The organism is Actinomyces provencensis, assembly GCF_900155435.1.
Classification (GTDB): domain Bacteria; phylum Actinomycetota; class Actinomycetes; order Actinomycetales; family Actinomycetaceae; genus Pauljensenia; species Pauljensenia provencensis.
In genome coordinates this window covers 1,523,154-1,536,454 of sequence record NZ_LT700212.1, presented here as the reverse complement: position 1 = coordinate 1,536,454, position 13,301 = coordinate 1,523,154, and the positions used below count along the sequence as shown (strand labels likewise).

Genomic DNA, 13,301 nt, shown 5'->3' with positions numbered 1-13,301 from the left:
GGTACGGAAGGAACGGACAGGACCATGGAGAAGTTCACCACCCACACCGGTATCGGGGTGCCCCTGCGACGCTCGAACGTCGACACCGACCAGATCATCCCCGCCGTCTACCTCAAGCGCGTCACCCGCACCGGCTTCGAGGACGCACTCTTCGCAGCCTGGCGCAATGACCCGGACTTCGTGCTGAACCAGAAGTCCTACACCTCCGGCTCCGTGCTGGTGGCGGGCTCCGACTTCGGGACCGGATCCTCGCGTGAGCACGCCGTGTGGGCACTGAAGGACTACGGGTTCCGCGTGGTCCTGGCCCCGAAGTTCGCGGACATCTTCCGCGGAAACGCCGGAAAGCAGGGCTTGGTCGCCGGGATCATCACCCCGGAGGACTGCGAGTCCCTGTGGAAGGTCCTGGAGACCGAGCCCGGCACCGAGGTCACCGTCTCCCTGGAGAACCGCTCCGTGACGGCGGGCCCCCTCACCTGCCGCTTCCAGATCGACGACTACACGCGCTGGCGCCTCATGGAGGGACTCGACGACATCGGCCTGACCCTGCGCGACGAGCAGGCGATCACCGACTTCGAGGCGACCCGGCCCGCGTTCAAGCCCAAGACCCTCCCGGCGAAGACCCTGCCCAAGGAGACGGTCACGCCCGCGCGTCCGGTGACGTTGGGACTGCCCGCCGTCCGGTGACGTTGGGACTGCTCACCGTCCGGTGACGCCGCAGGTCGGGTGGCGGGCGGGCACTCCGACCGCACTGGGCTCCGACGTCCTGCCACGCCCGGCCCGCCCACGATCCGCCGAGAGCTGAGAGACGAGAGCCTCGGACCGTGGGAGATCCTCTTCCCCGTGCCCTCCGGGAGGGGGACTGGGGATGGGTTCGGCCGATCCCTGTGCAGGAATGCACCCAGTTTTCACCCGGTGACGAATGGCAGCGAGCGGAGCTTCCTGCGTCGCCGCAGCTCAGAGGGGTGCGGCCATCCACCAGAGGCACGGCTCCGGCGACTTTCCCGGGAAACTGGGCTCTTGTGACTCTTCCGTGGGTGGTTGGGCGGGTCTGGACGGGTGCACGCCGTTCTCTCGTCTATGTTCCTGGCTTGTCGAGAGTCAGTAACGAAACAGGGAGAACGGCGTGCAGGAAACCACCCTATGGCGAGGGCTGCTGGGAGTCGAGAAGACCACGGTCGTCGAGCAGGTCGAGTATGACGCGGACGAGGGCATCGTGGTCGCGTCGGTGCGTGCGTCGGGGAAGCTGAGGCCTCGGTGCGGGAGGTGCGGCAGACGTGCTGCCCGTTACGACCTCGGTGAGGGGNGCCCGCAGGTTGAAGAACTCACGCTACGCGCTGTGGAAGAACCCTGAGGATCTCACCGAGAGGCAGACCGAGAAGCTCGCCTGGATCGCGCAGACCGACCCCAGGTTGCACCGCGCCTACCTCCTCAAAGAAGGACTACGGGTCGTCTTCAAGCTGCCCTACGAGCAAGCCATCGACGCACTGGAGCGGTGGATCTCCTGGGCCAGGCGATGTCGTATCCCCGCCTTCGTGAAACTCCAACGCTCGATCGTGAAACACCGCGAGAGGATCCTCGCCGCGATCGAGCACGGACTCTCCAACGGGCGCATCGAGTCCGTCAACACCAAGATCCGACTCATCACCCGCGTCGCGTTCGGGTTCCGCTCACCCGACGCACTCATCGCCCTGGCCATGCTCACCCTCGGCGGCCACCGCCCCACCCTCCCCGGCCGACCATGACCCACGGAAGAGTCAGAAGCGCCGGAAACTGGGTGCATTTCAGCACACAGGCGTGGGGGTGAAGGGCGAAGGAGGGGCGTCCCGGGCACGCTGGGCCCGGAACCCGTACGCCGCCCGCCCCACGCGCCCCCACAGTGACGGGTATCGCCCGGACCGTGCACCGGTGCTGCTCTATTGTGGGACCAACTCATTTCCTCTCCACAGCCCAGGAGCACCCACCACATGACGTCGGTCCTGCGAGTCGAGGGCGGCCATCCGTTGATCGGGACGATCACGGTGCGCGGCGCCAAGAACTTCGTCCCCAAGGCGATGGTCGCCGCCCTCCTGGGCGACACCCCCTCCGAACTGCGCAATGTGCCCCTCATCCGCGACGTCGACGTCGTCTCGGACCTCCTGGGTCTCCACGGCGTCCACGTCGACTTCGACCAGTCGCGCGGCGTGATGAGCCTGGACCCGACCAATGTCGAGCTCGCCCGGCGCTCCGACATCGATGCCCTCGGTGGCGCCTCACGCATCCCGATCCTCTTCTGCGGGCCCCTCCTGCACCGCCTCGGCGAGGCCTTCATCCCGGAGCTGGGCGGGTGCAACATCGGTGGGCGCCCCATCGACTTCCACCTCGAGATCCTGCGCAAGTTCGGCGCCAACGTCGAGAAGCGTCCCGACGGCATCCACATCTCACGCCCCGCCGAAGGCCTGCGCGGCACCGTGGTCGACCTGCCCTTCCCCTCGGTGGGGGCCACCGAGCAGACCCTGCTCACCGCCGTGCGCGCCGAGGGCAACACGACCCTGCGCGGGGCGGCCGTGGAGCCCGAGATCATGGACCTCATCAACGTGCTCCAGAAGATGGGCGCGATCATCGCCGTGGACACGGACCGCACCATCCGCGTCGAGGGCGTCGACCACCTCCAGGGGTACCGCCACACCTCCCTGCCCGACCGCATCGAGGCGGCCTCCTGGGCGTCCGCGGCCCTGGCCACGGGCGGGGACATCCACGTGCTGGGCGCGCACCAGCCCGACATGACGACCTTCCTCAACACCTTCCGCAAGGTGGGGGGTGCCTTCGACATCGACTCCGAGGGCATCCGCTTCTACCACCCGGGTGGCGAACTGAAGTCCATCGCCCTGGAGACCGCCGTCCACCCCGGCTTCATGACCGACTGGCAGCAGCCCCTGGTCGTGGCACTGACCCAGGCCAGCGGTCTCTCGATCGTCCACGAGACCGTCTACGAGAACCGCTTCGGCTTCACCAAGGCGCTGCGCAAGATGGGCGCGAAGATCCAGGTCTACAAGGAGTGCCTGGGCTCCACCCCGTGCCGCTTCGGGCAGCGCAACTTCCTCCACTCCGCCGTGATCTCCGGGCCCACCCCGCTGCACGCGGCCGACATCACCGTGCCCGACCTGCGCGGCGGGTTCTCCCACCTCATCGCGGCCCTGGCCGCCGAGGGCACCTCCAACGTGGCCGGCATCGACGTGATCTCACGCGGGTACGAGCACTTCCTCACCAAGCTGCGCCAGCTCGATGCGCGGGTGGAGTACACCGAGTCCGTCCGGGCATGAGCCTGGGACCGCTCGGTGCCGCGATCTCGCGGCGCCACCTCCACCTGCTCGTCTCCTCGATGTCGGCGCGTGGCCGCGCGATCTCCGTGGGTCCGCGGGTGGTGCGGATCCTGCGCGAGGGCGGCTGGGACGTCCAGGTCACCGTGACCACCCCGGACGACGACCCGACCTCGGTGGCCCACCGGCTCGGGGACGGAGCCAGCGGTGACCCGACCGATCCGTCCTCGGCCCGGACACGTCCGCCCGTGCCCGAATCCGGTCCTGCCCTCGTCGGCGCCCTCGGTGGGGACGGGTACATCTCCGCCGTCGCCGAGGGGCTTGCCGGGACCGGGGGCGTCCTCGTCCCGCTGCCCGGTGGTCGCGGCAACGACCTGTGCCGGGCCATCGGCGCCGGCGCCGACCCCGTGGCGCGTGCGCGCTCGCTGGCGGGACTCGGCCTGCTCGGGGCGGGGGAAGGGCAGTCGGACCTGCCCGCGGAGCGCCTGCGGGGGCTCGACGGGATCTGGGTCCAGGAGGCGGACGCGGACGAGGGCGACCCCCGTCGTCTGGTCCTCGGTGTGATCTCCTTCGGGCTGGAGGCCTGGGCGAACATCATCGCCAACGGGTCCCGCCTGCGCTCAGGTCCCCTCGCCTATGCCTACGGTGCCCTGGCCGCTCCCATCCGGTTCCACCAGGCAGACTTCCGGGTGCTGCTCGACGGCGTTGCCCACGACATGGGCGGGTGGGCGCTGTCGGTGTCCAACTCCGGGTGCATCGGTGGTGGGATCCGGATCGTCCCCTCCTCGGACCCTTTCGACGGGGTGCTGGAGGCCTTCCACGTGGGACACATGCTGCTGCGTGCCGCGCTCCCGATCCTCGCGCGCGTGGTGGCCAAGCGTGATGCGCAGGACCCTGCCGTCGAGGTCCTGCCCGTCCACGACATGGTCGTCACCGAGCCCGTGGGGATGCCGGCCATGGCGGACGGTGACCAGGTGGGCACGATCCCGCTGAGGATCAACGTCGCGCCGGCCGTGGTGGACGTCCTCATCTGACGTCGGTCGCGGTGCCACCCGCGACGCCCTGGCACGCCGCTCCCGCCCTCCACGCCCACGCGCACCCACCACGCCACGGGAGGGTGGCGCCACCGGCTACACTCGGCCCTCGTGAGCAAGTCGGTCAAGGGGTTCTACCGGGTGATGCTGGGCATCGTCGCCCCGGTCATGCGCGTGTGGACGAACATGCACGTCACGGGGCTGGAGAACCTGCCCAGGCACGGCGGGTTCCTCATCACACCGAACCACATCTCCAACTTCGATCCCCTCTGCATCGCCTACTTCCTCGTCTCCCACGGCTATCCCGTGCGGTTCATGGCGAAGTCCGAGCTGTTCAAGGTGCCGGTCCTGGGCAGCGTGCTGCGCAGTCTGCAGATGGTCTCCGTCGACCGGAAGTCTCCCCACCCGGACGGTGCGCTGGCACCGGCGCGCATGGCCCTCAACAACGGTGAGTGCGTGGCGATCTACGTCGAGGGCACGCTCACCCGGGACCCCCAGTACTGGCCCATGCGTGCCAAGACGGGAGCTGCCCGCCTCGCCCTGGACACCGGTGTCCCGGTGGTCCCCATCGCCCAGTGGGGGGCCCAGGAGGTCCTGCCGCGCTACACCAAGGTGCTCAGCCTGCGACCCCGTCGGGACATCTGGATCTCCGTCCTGCCCGCCGTCGACCTCGCCGACCTCCAGGGACCCGACGGTTCCGACGACCATGCCGCCGTGGCGGAGGCGACCAACCGGATCCAGCGCGCCATCACGGCTGGTGTGGAGGAGCTGCGCGGTGAGCCGGCCCCGGAGCAACCCTGGGACCCGGACCGCATGAGTGGGCCGGACAAGAAGACCCTCGGTCGCTTCTCGATGTGGCGTCGTTCCCTCGCGCGGCGTGGTGGACCCTCCGCCTCCTGACGTCACGCCTCCCGGCGTCCCGGGGAGTCGCCGGTGTCAGTCCCTCCCGACCCTCCCGATGGCTGCCCCGACCCGCACCTGTGCACGCCCCGGGCACTGACGACCCCGGTCCGCTCCTACTTCTTCACGTCGACGACGACCCGGGCCGGGTCCTCCAGCGTCCCGATCTGGAAGTCTCGCACGTCGTCCATGCCGATGACGACGTGGGTCTGGTCCTCGAAGGTGCCGTCCTCCACGACGTTGATCGGGCCGACGGTCACCGAGGGCGGACCGGAGTAGTACTGCTCGGGCTGTCCCTCCATGACCGGCATGGTCGTGCCGGTGATGCGCAGGTCCAGGAATGCGGTTCCCTGGACGTCCAGGGGCAGTCCCCGCCCCTGCTCGACGGGCTGGTCCGACCAGGACGTGTCCCAGCCGGGCTCGCCCGTGCCGGCGAACTCCAGGACCACCCGGTAGAAGCCCTCGTGCTCGGCCACGCGCATGGCGTGGAAGACCAGACCGTCCCCGTCGGGATCGCGCACCGGTTCCTGGGAGCTCGCGGACTGCGTCCACCTGTCCCCGAGGATGGGGGACGTGGCAGCGGCCTCCTCGGCCTCGGGATCAGCGCTGGGGGTCGGGGTGGGCGCGCTGCCGGTCGGCGTGGGCGAACCGATCACCTGTGGGGGGGTCGACACCGAAGGCGCAGGGCCGGGGCTCCCGGACACCTGGTTCCCCGACTGCGAGGGTTCACCCGTGCAGGCGCTCGCGCCCACCGCCAGGCAGGAGACCAGGACGAGCGCCCATGCCGTGCGCCGTGCGGGGTGTGCGGGATGTGACATCTGTCCTCCTCGGCGGGGTTCGTGCTGTGGCGCCATCCTACCGGCGAAGGGCCCGCCGAGCGGGGAGGAGGGCCCGCGCAGGGGAGCGGGGTGGGGTCCTCCGGGCGCAGTACGGGACAGGGGATCCGGGAACGAGGGCGCTTCCCCCCGACGCGTCGATGCCCTCGAACGACAGCTGCGCGGTCCCGGACGCACCGGCACACCCGACACACGTGATCTGCTCGGAAGGCAGAGGAGGCAGCATCCGTGTGGGAGCCTGCCTGTGGCCTGGTGGCCTGGTGGCCTGGTGGCCTGGTGGCCTGGTGGCCCCGAGCGCCGGATCCTGGTTCGCTGCGTCCCACCGTCCCACCGTCCCACCGTCGTACCCGTGACCAGCTTGCCAGCGTCCCGTCGTAGAGTCGTGCCATGGGCATGACACACGCTGCAGTGCTGGGTACGGGAGCCTGGGGAACGACGTTCGCACAGGTGCTCGCCGACGCGGGGATGACGGTGCGCATGTGGGGGCGCAACCACTCCGTGGTCGACTTCATCAACTCCCACGAGAACTCGACGTACCTGCCCGACATCCACCTCTCCGACACCGTCACCGCGACGACGGACCTGGGCGCGGCCGTGGACGGCGCGGAGCTGGTCGTGGTGGCAGTCCCCGTCTCCGCCGTGCGTGCGACGGTCGCGGCCGCGGCCCCCGACCTGGCAGACGAGGCGGCGCTGCTCTCCCTGGCCAAGGGACTCGAACTGGAGACCCGCCGCACGGTCCACGACGTCATCCGGGAGGCCTCGGGCCGGCCCTCGGAGTCCATTGCCGTCCTGTCCGGACCCAACCTGTCCCGCGAGATCGCCGAGCACAACCCGACCGCCACGGTCGTGGCGTGTGAGGACGCCGAGTTGGCCACTCGCATCGCGATCGCCTGTCACAACCCCTACTTCCGGCCCTATGTCTCCACCGACGTCATCGGGTGCGAGATCGCAGGTGCCACGAAGAACGTCATCGCCGTGGCCATCGGCGCCGCGGAGGGCATGGGCCTGGGTACCAACACCCGCGCGACCCTCATCACCCGAGGTCTGGCCGAGATGACCAGACTTGGAACCACACTCGGCGCGCAGTCCGAGACCTTCGCGGGACTCGCGGGCATCGGGGACCTGGTGGCCACCTGCTCCTCGAAGCTGTCGCGCAACTACTCCCTGGGGCTGCGCATGGGACGTGGGGCGAGCCTGGATGAGGCGCTCCACCTCTCTCCCGGGGTCGCCGAGGGTGCACGGTCCGCAGTGCCGATCCTGCAGGTCGCGCGCGAGCACGGTGTCGACATGCCCATCACGGAGGCCGTGGTCAGGGTGGTCCACGAGGGTGCGACCATTGACGAGATGGGGGAGATGCTGCTCTCCCGACCCCAGAAGATGGACGGCTGGCGCATCGAGTTGCTGTAGGAGGCAGGCAGGGCGACGGACCCGGGGCAGCTGTCGGCGACGGCGTGCGGGATGGGGACGGTTGCGGGCCCGTTCGGCCGGGTCGCGGGTGTCGACCCCACACCTGGTTGTGGTGATGGCGGAGGCAGCCCCAGGCAGCTCTGCCGCGTCTCGCGGGGTGTCCGCGTGCCGCCGGGGACGGGCAGGGCCAGGGTCTAGGGTGGACGCCATGACCGACACCCCTCGTTCCCGCGTCCTCATCGTCTTCGGGGGACGCTCCGGCGAGCACGAGATCTCCTGTGCCACGGCGGCCGGGATCCTGCGTGCCATCGACCGCACCAAGTGGGACGTGCTGCCCATCGGGATCACGAAGGACGGGGAGTGGGTGCGAGTCCCCGACGACCCGTCCCTCTTCGAACTGCGCGACGGGAAGGGGCAGTCCGTGCAGGCCGGCGACACGCGCGTGACGCTCACCGAGGGTGGGGCGCGCCTGCTGGAGGTCTCCTACGGACGCGCCGCCGACGGCGGACTCGGTGAGGCCGGGGACGTCACCGACCTCGGCCCGGTCGACGTGGTCCTGCCGCTGCTCCACGGGCCCTACGGCGAGGACGGCACCATCCAGGGACTCTTGGAGATGGCGGACGTGCGCTACGTCGGCTGCGGGGTCGCCGCCTCGTCGATCTCCATGGACAAGCACCTCACCAAGACCGTCCTGAAGGCGGCCGGCATCGAGGTGGGGCGGTGGGAGCTCATCACCCCGCGCCAGTGGGACGTGGACCCACAGGGCTGCCGGGAGCGGGTCGCGGCCCTCGGGTTCCCGGTGTTCGTCAAGCCCTGCCGGGCCGGTTCCTCCATCGGCATCTCCCGGGTGGACTCCGTCGAGGAGCTGTCCGTCGCGGTCAAGGAAGCCCGCAACAGTGATCCCCGGGTCATCGTGGAGGCAGCGGTGGTCGGCCGGGAGATCGAGTGCGGCGTCCTCCAGGGGCGAGGCGACCAACCCCCGCGCACCGCTCCGCTGGGGGAGATCGTCCTGTCCGAGGGCGCCTTCTACGACTACGACTCGAAGTACATCGACACCGAGGCTGTCGGACTGGTCTGCCCCGCTGACCTGCCCGAGGCGGATGCCGCACGCCTCCACGAGGCCGCCGCGCGCACCTTCGAGGCCCTGGAGTGCGAGGGCCTGGCCCGAGTGGACTTCTTCTACGTGCCCGGCACCCACGAGGTGATCGTCAACGAGGTGAACACCATGCCCGGCTTCACGCCGTACTCGATGTTCCCCCTGATGTGGGCACAGGCGGGGACCGAGTACGCCGACCTCGTCGACGAACTCCTGGAGGGCGCCCTGCAGCGGGACCTCGGGCTGCGCTGAGCCGGGACGCCCCGTCGGAGGGACGCCCGTGTGAGGGGCGCAACCGTCAGTGCAGGAGACCCAGACTGCCGGTCGATGAGCGCACCCAGCGTTCGGGTCCGATCAGGCCCAGGCCGGCCAGTGGCTCATCCTTCAGATGACGTTCCGTCAGGGAGTCCCGGTACTCCTCGAAGGTGCGGATCCTCCGGGCGAACACTGGGAAGGGCGCGACGACCCCGCCCCCCCGGTGTCGGCAGTGCCCCTCGGAGCGCATTTCCCAGGACACTCTGACCGGCCCCGAGGACCGGGACGCCGCGCTCGGAGACAGCGTGGACCTGTTGGTGGTCGCAGTCCTCGAGTGGCTCCCCACCGGAGATCGGCGAGGCGGCCCCCAGACCGATACTGATCGCTGCGACGGTGTCGGCGAGGACGCCGCGGGGGAGTCCTGCATCGACGACCACCACGACGTGCTGAGGGACTGTCTCCATGGATGCCCTGCTTCTCCTCCGGACCGCGTTCTCCTCCGGACCACCAGTGGCGGGCCCGGGACGCGGGCGACCAACTGGAGGATGGGGATCCGATCGTGCGGGTGAACGGTCGTACCCGGTACATGGCAGAAAACACGTCGGAGTGTGCGTCTGCTGGACGGATTGGGGCATGATCGACTGAATCAATCGCCCCGAAGGCGAATCCAAGCCCCCTGCTCCCGATGACATCGACCGACGGCTGATCGCTGCCCTCCAGGTCGACGCCCGGGCCTCCGTGTCGAGTCTGGCCGCGGAGGTCCAACTGTCCACCTCTCCCACCTGGAGGCGGATGCGCCGTCTCGAACGCGAGGGGGTGATCTCCGGATACACCGCGCGACTGGACCGCCGTGCGTTGGGGTGGGGAGTCATGGCCTTCATCTCGGTGTCCATCGGGGAACACCGGGAGTCCGAGGCCCGGGCCTTCGAACGGGCCGTCGACGACCTGCCGGAGATCGTGTCCTGCTGGAGCACGGCAGGTGACTCCGACTTCGTCCTCCAGGTCGTCGCCCGTGACCTCGACCACTATGCCGACTTCGCCATGAACACCGTGCGGCGCCTGCCCGGCATCCGCTCGATGCGCTCCGTGATCACGCTCAAGGACATCAAGGTCGCCCCGTCCTGGCCACTACCGGGGTCGCCCTCGTCGACGGAAGGCGAGTGACCGCGGGACGCCCGGGGGTGCGGGCGCACAGGGTAACGTGTAGGGCATGACGAAACCGAGGATCACGCTGGTCACGTCGGCGGAGATGCCGAACCTCTACAAGGACGAAGCGGGGCTGCTCGACGCGCTCTCGGACCGGGGGGCCGACCCGCGCATTGCGATCTGGAACGACCCCGCCGAGGACTGGTCGCAGGCCGGGGTGTGCGTGGTGCGCTCCGTGTCGGACTACGCGAGCGACCGTGAGGGGTTCCTGCGGTGGGCGGACTCGATCCCACGCCTGCTCAACCACGCCGACATCCTGCGCTGGAACTCCGACAAGCACTACATGATGGACCTGGCGGAACGTGGCCTGCCCGTCATCCCGACCACGTGGCTGGAGCCGGACCAGCACCTCTCCAAGCAGCAGGTGCACTCCCGCTTCCCCGCCATGGGTGACTTCGTGGTCAAGCCGGCCGTCTCCTCCGGGGTGCGAGACATCGGCCGCTACACCGCCAATGACACGAACCAGCGCCAGTCCGCGATCCTCCAAGCCGCAGCCGAGCTGGGGGAGGGGCGCTCGGTCATGGTCCAGCGCTACATGGAGGAGATCGACGTCCACGGCGAGATCTCCATGGTCTTCTTCAACGGCCTCGTCTCCCACTCCGTGGAGAAGCGCGCCATGCTCCACCCCGCCACCGTCACCGAGGACTCCGTCCACGAGGCCGTGGTCACCGCCCAGCAGGCCACCGAGGAGCAGTGGCGCTGGGGCGAGGAGATCCGCGGGATCCTCCACTCCTACGTGCGCGACCGCATGGGGCGTGACGAGCAGTTCCTGTTCAACCGTGTCGACCTGGTGCCTGACGGCAAGGGGTCCTTCATGGTCATGGAGATCTCCATGGTGGATGCCGACCTCTACCTGTCGGCCACCCCCGAGGCACTGGGCAACTTCGCCGACGCCATCACGGTGCGCGCCTTCTGGTGAGGCCGGGCCCGGGCTCGCAGGCAGTGCGGACGGAGGGTTGACGTGCCCGTGGAGATGAGCCGCGAGGACTTCGAGGAGCTCGTCGACCGTGCCATGGAGGCCGTCCCGGAGGAGTTCTGGGACCTCGTCGACAACCTCGCCGTCATCGTCGAGGACGACCCGCCCGCCGACCAACCCGGGCTCCTGGGGCTCTACGACGGCGTGCCCCTGACCGAGCGCGGGGACTATGCCGGCGTGCTGCCGGACAGGGTCTTCGTCTACCGCAACCCGACCCTGCGGATCTGCGAGACACCTGAGCAGGTGGCGGAGGAGGTCGGGGTGACCGTGGTGCACGAGATCGCCCACTTCTTCGGCATCGACGACGAGAGGCTCGAGGAGCTCGGCTGGGGGTGAGGGGGCGCGTGCCCGGCGTTCGTGCCCCCCAGCACACAGTTCCGGGCTCCCCGGACGAGGGCGGGGTCCCGGGCTGCGGCGACACGCAGCGACTCGACCTCGACCCTGTGGGTTGTGCGTCGGCGTGCCGGGCGGGCCCCGGGGCGTGGTGGATGCCACGTGGTGGGTGCGTGGACCGATTTCATCGACGGCGTGCCCACATGCTAGAGTCGTCATCCGTTGAACTGCCGTGCAGATCGACGATGGTGGCTGTAGTTCAGCTGGTAGAGCACCTGGTTGTGGTCCAGGATGTCGCGGGTTCGAGTCCCGTCAGCCACCCCAAACGGGTCAGGTGTGAACTTGCGACCAAGGGTCCGCCCTTGGTCGCGGTTCGCCCCTGGCCCATCTTCTTTGTCCCGGCGGCCCAGCTCAGGGCGTCGGTATGGAGGCCGGACAGGCTCAGCCCGTCATACGGGTTGCGGTAGCCGACGCGCACGTCGTTGTCCTCGTCGATGTAGATCGCCTTGAACAGCGCTTGGTTGCACAGGCGGCGGTTCGGGTCGTCGGCGTGCTCGTAGAGGTCCGCGGCGTTGGACAGCAGCTTCAGGGAGTCGTCGAGGTTCTCTCGCGCTGCGGCGTAGTGGCCGTGGTGCGCGGTGATCCGGTGTTCGATGGTCTCCAGCGACGCGGTGATCCGGTCCTGCTCGCGCTTGTGAATATTCGCTTCTCTGAGGAGGCTGTCGCGTGAATGTGTGGCGGGGTGGTGTGGTCAGTGGGGCGTCGGTCCCGACGCTCGAGCGGGCGGCGGTCTCGAGGGGCCGATGAGCGTCGTGCGCGCTGGTTGAGGACGCGTGTTGGACGCGGTCAGCTCGTTGGCTCCGCCGCGTTGGCCGGTCAGATCGCAGTGATCGGGGCGGCGGCTGTGGCGAGCAGGTGGCGGTGGAGCTTGCGGAGGTTGTGGGTCGCGGCGATGAGCTTCCACTCGGCTGCCGCGGCGTCGAAGCCGCGGCGGGTGAAAGAGCGGATTCCTCTGCCGGTCTTGATCTGACCGAAGACAGGCTCGATGATCCACTTGCGTTTGTCGTAGTGGACCCGTCCGGCCTTGCGGGACACCTTCCGGTCCATCTTGTCCATCAGCGTCGCGCCCGCGGGCAGGCGTCCGCGGGATCCGACGCGGGGCTTCCCGTGACGCATGTTGCGTGCGGCGAGGTAGTAGTCCGGCCCGTCGTCGGGCAGGCCGGCGAGGACGGCTTCGGTGCAGTATCCGGCGTCGCCGAGCACGACCCCGATGGGCTCGGTGACACCGGCTGCGTCTAGCTCTCGGTTAGCGGCGGCGATCATCGGGGTGAGCTGGGCGGTGTCGCTGGTGTCCTGGGTGACATCGCACGCGATGATGATCTGCGACTCGGTCGCGACCGCTTGCGCGTTGTAGCCCTGCACCCACCCGTTCCGGATCGGCATCATCCGTGACTCTGGGTCGGTCGTGTTCACTTTCGGCGGGTTCGTCGCTGCCGCGAGCCGGGCGCGGCGGCTGGTGCGGTCGCGGAGATCGGCGGGGACCTCGTCACCGCGCACCCCCGCCCCGAACACCTCATCCTCGCCGGCGTCGGCAGCCTCGGCGGCGGCGATCAGTTCCTCGACCTGCTTCATGATCGCCTCACGCGTCCTGTTCGCATCCCGCGACGCGGACACGGAGATCTTCGTCCCATCGACCGCGATCGTGCCGACCTTGACCAGCCCCGCCTCGGCGCACATCGCCAGCACCTGCGTGAACAGACCCGCCAACGCGTCCGCATGGGTCGCGCGGAACCTCGCGATCGTGGTGTGATCGGGGACCAAGTTGCCAGCGATGACACGGAACGCGACATCGACCTGGCACGCCGCCTCGATCTTGCGGGACGACACCACCCCGGTGCAGTACGCATACAGCAGCAGCCCGGCCATCATCGACGGGTCATGTACCGCGCCGCCGCGACCATC

The 13,301-nt window shown here is 69.3% G+C and carries 14 protein-coding genes, 1 tRNA gene and 1 pseudogene; 12 read left to right on the top strand and 4 right to left on the bottom strand.

The genetic code is table 11. The annotated features are described in order from the left end of the window. Positions 1-24: 24 nt before the first annotated feature. From leuD to BQ9890_RS06820, 5 genes and pseudogenes are all read left to right on the top strand, one after another. A complete protein-coding gene (gene leuD, locus BQ9890_RS06840) occupies positions 25-684 on the top strand; it encodes a 3-isopropylmalate dehydratase small subunit (protein WP_075890318.1) in 660 nt (219 codons plus the stop codon). Between the two features lie 620 nt (positions 685-1,304). Further along, a pseudogene (locus tag BQ9890_RS06835) lies at positions 1,305-1,742 on the top strand (ISL3 family transposase); the annotation flags it as partial. Between the two features lie 222 nt (positions 1,743-1,964). Beyond that, entirely contained in the window at positions 1,965-3,299 is a 1,335-nt protein-coding gene (gene murA / locus BQ9890_RS06830; RefSeq protein ID WP_075890316.1) for a UDP-N-acetylglucosamine 1-carboxyvinyltransferase, read from the top strand. Beyond that, positions 3,296-4,330, top strand: a complete 1,035-nt coding sequence (locus BQ9890_RS06825) for a diacylglycerol/lipid kinase family protein (protein WP_075890314.1) — start codon at positions 3,296-3,298, stop codon at positions 4,328-4,330. Before murA ends, BQ9890_RS06825 begins: the two co-directional genes overlap by 4 nt. 111 nt (positions 4,331-4,441) lie before the next feature. Continuing rightward, positions 4,442-5,230: a lysophospholipid acyltransferase family protein gene (locus tag BQ9890_RS06820; RefSeq protein ID WP_078062288.1), complete on the top strand. Its 789-nt coding sequence runs from the start codon at positions 4,442-4,444 to the stop codon at positions 5,228-5,230. Positions 5,231-5,346: 116 nt separating this feature from the next. On the opposite strand, the gene BQ9890_RS16275 is transcribed toward BQ9890_RS06820, so the two are convergent. Next, positions 5,347-6,048, bottom strand: a complete 702-nt coding sequence (locus BQ9890_RS16275; protein WP_075890312.1) for an AMIN-like domain-containing (lipo)protein — start codon at positions 6,046-6,048, stop codon at positions 5,347-5,349. A 405-nt stretch (positions 6,049-6,453) separates the two neighbouring features. Between BQ9890_RS16275 and BQ9890_RS06810 the strand changes: the two genes are divergently transcribed. Continuing rightward, positions 6,454-7,473 carry an NAD(P)H-dependent glycerol-3-phosphate dehydrogenase gene (locus tag BQ9890_RS06810; protein ID WP_075890310.1) on the top strand — a complete coding sequence of 340 codons (1,020 nt, stop codon included), beginning with the start codon at positions 6,454-6,456 and terminating at the stop codon, positions 7,471-7,473. 208 nt (positions 7,474-7,681) lie between these two features. Next, positions 7,682-8,821 carry a D-alanine--D-alanine ligase family protein gene (locus BQ9890_RS06805; protein ID WP_075890308.1) on the top strand — a complete coding sequence of 380 codons (1,140 nt, stop codon included), beginning with the start codon at positions 7,682-7,684 and terminating at the stop codon, positions 8,819-8,821. A 46-nt stretch (positions 8,822-8,867) separates the two neighbouring features. On the opposite strand, the gene BQ9890_RS14790 is transcribed toward BQ9890_RS06805, so the two are convergent. Continuing rightward, the gene (locus tag BQ9890_RS14790) at positions 8,868-9,017 is read right to left on the bottom strand and encodes a hypothetical protein (RefSeq protein ID WP_195907641.1); all 150 of its coding nucleotides are present in this window, start codon (positions 9,015-9,017) and stop codon (positions 8,868-8,870) included. Further along, the gene (locus BQ9890_RS16870; protein ID WP_195907640.1) at positions 8,947-9,288 is read right to left on the bottom strand and encodes a DUF2000 family protein; all 342 of its coding nucleotides are present in this window, start codon (positions 9,286-9,288) and stop codon (positions 8,947-8,949) included. The genes BQ9890_RS14790 and BQ9890_RS16870 overlap by 71 nt, the downstream gene beginning before the upstream one ends. 181 nt (positions 9,289-9,469) lie before the next feature. Between BQ9890_RS16870 and BQ9890_RS06795 the strand changes: the two genes are divergently transcribed. The 5 genes from BQ9890_RS06795 to BQ9890_RS15855 all read left to right on the top strand — a co-directional run bounded on the left by BQ9890_RS06795 (position 9,470) and on the right by BQ9890_RS15855 (position 12,069). Then, positions 9,470-9,988, top strand: coding sequence for an Lrp/AsnC family transcriptional regulator (locus BQ9890_RS06795; protein WP_195907699.1), 519 nt, complete (start codon positions 9,470-9,472; stop codon positions 9,986-9,988). Positions 9,989-10,034: 46 nt separating this feature from the next. After that, on the top strand, positions 10,035-10,949 hold the full coding sequence (locus BQ9890_RS06790; RefSeq protein ID WP_075890304.1) for an ATP-grasp domain-containing protein: 915 nt from the start codon (positions 10,035-10,037) through the stop codon (positions 10,947-10,949). A gap of 42 nt (positions 10,950-10,991) precedes the next feature. Then, the gene (locus tag BQ9890_RS06785) at positions 10,992-11,342 is read left to right on the top strand and encodes a metallopeptidase family protein (protein WP_230297860.1); all 351 of its coding nucleotides are present in this window, start codon (positions 10,992-10,994) and stop codon (positions 11,340-11,342) included. A gap of 245 nt (positions 11,343-11,587) precedes the next feature. Continuing rightward, a tRNA-His gene (locus tag BQ9890_RS06780) sits at positions 11,588-11,663 on the top strand. A gap of 100 nt (positions 11,664-11,763) precedes the next feature. Further along, positions 11,764-12,069, top strand: coding sequence for a hypothetical protein (locus tag BQ9890_RS15855; RefSeq protein WP_195907639.1), 306 nt, complete (start codon positions 11,764-11,766; stop codon positions 12,067-12,069). 146 nt (positions 12,070-12,215) lie between these two features. On the opposite strand, the gene BQ9890_RS06770 is transcribed toward BQ9890_RS15855, so the two are convergent. Further along, positions 12,216-13,301 (bottom strand): transposase (locus tag BQ9890_RS06770; protein WP_078062286.1); only part of this gene is annotated, 1,086 nt, incomplete at its 5' end.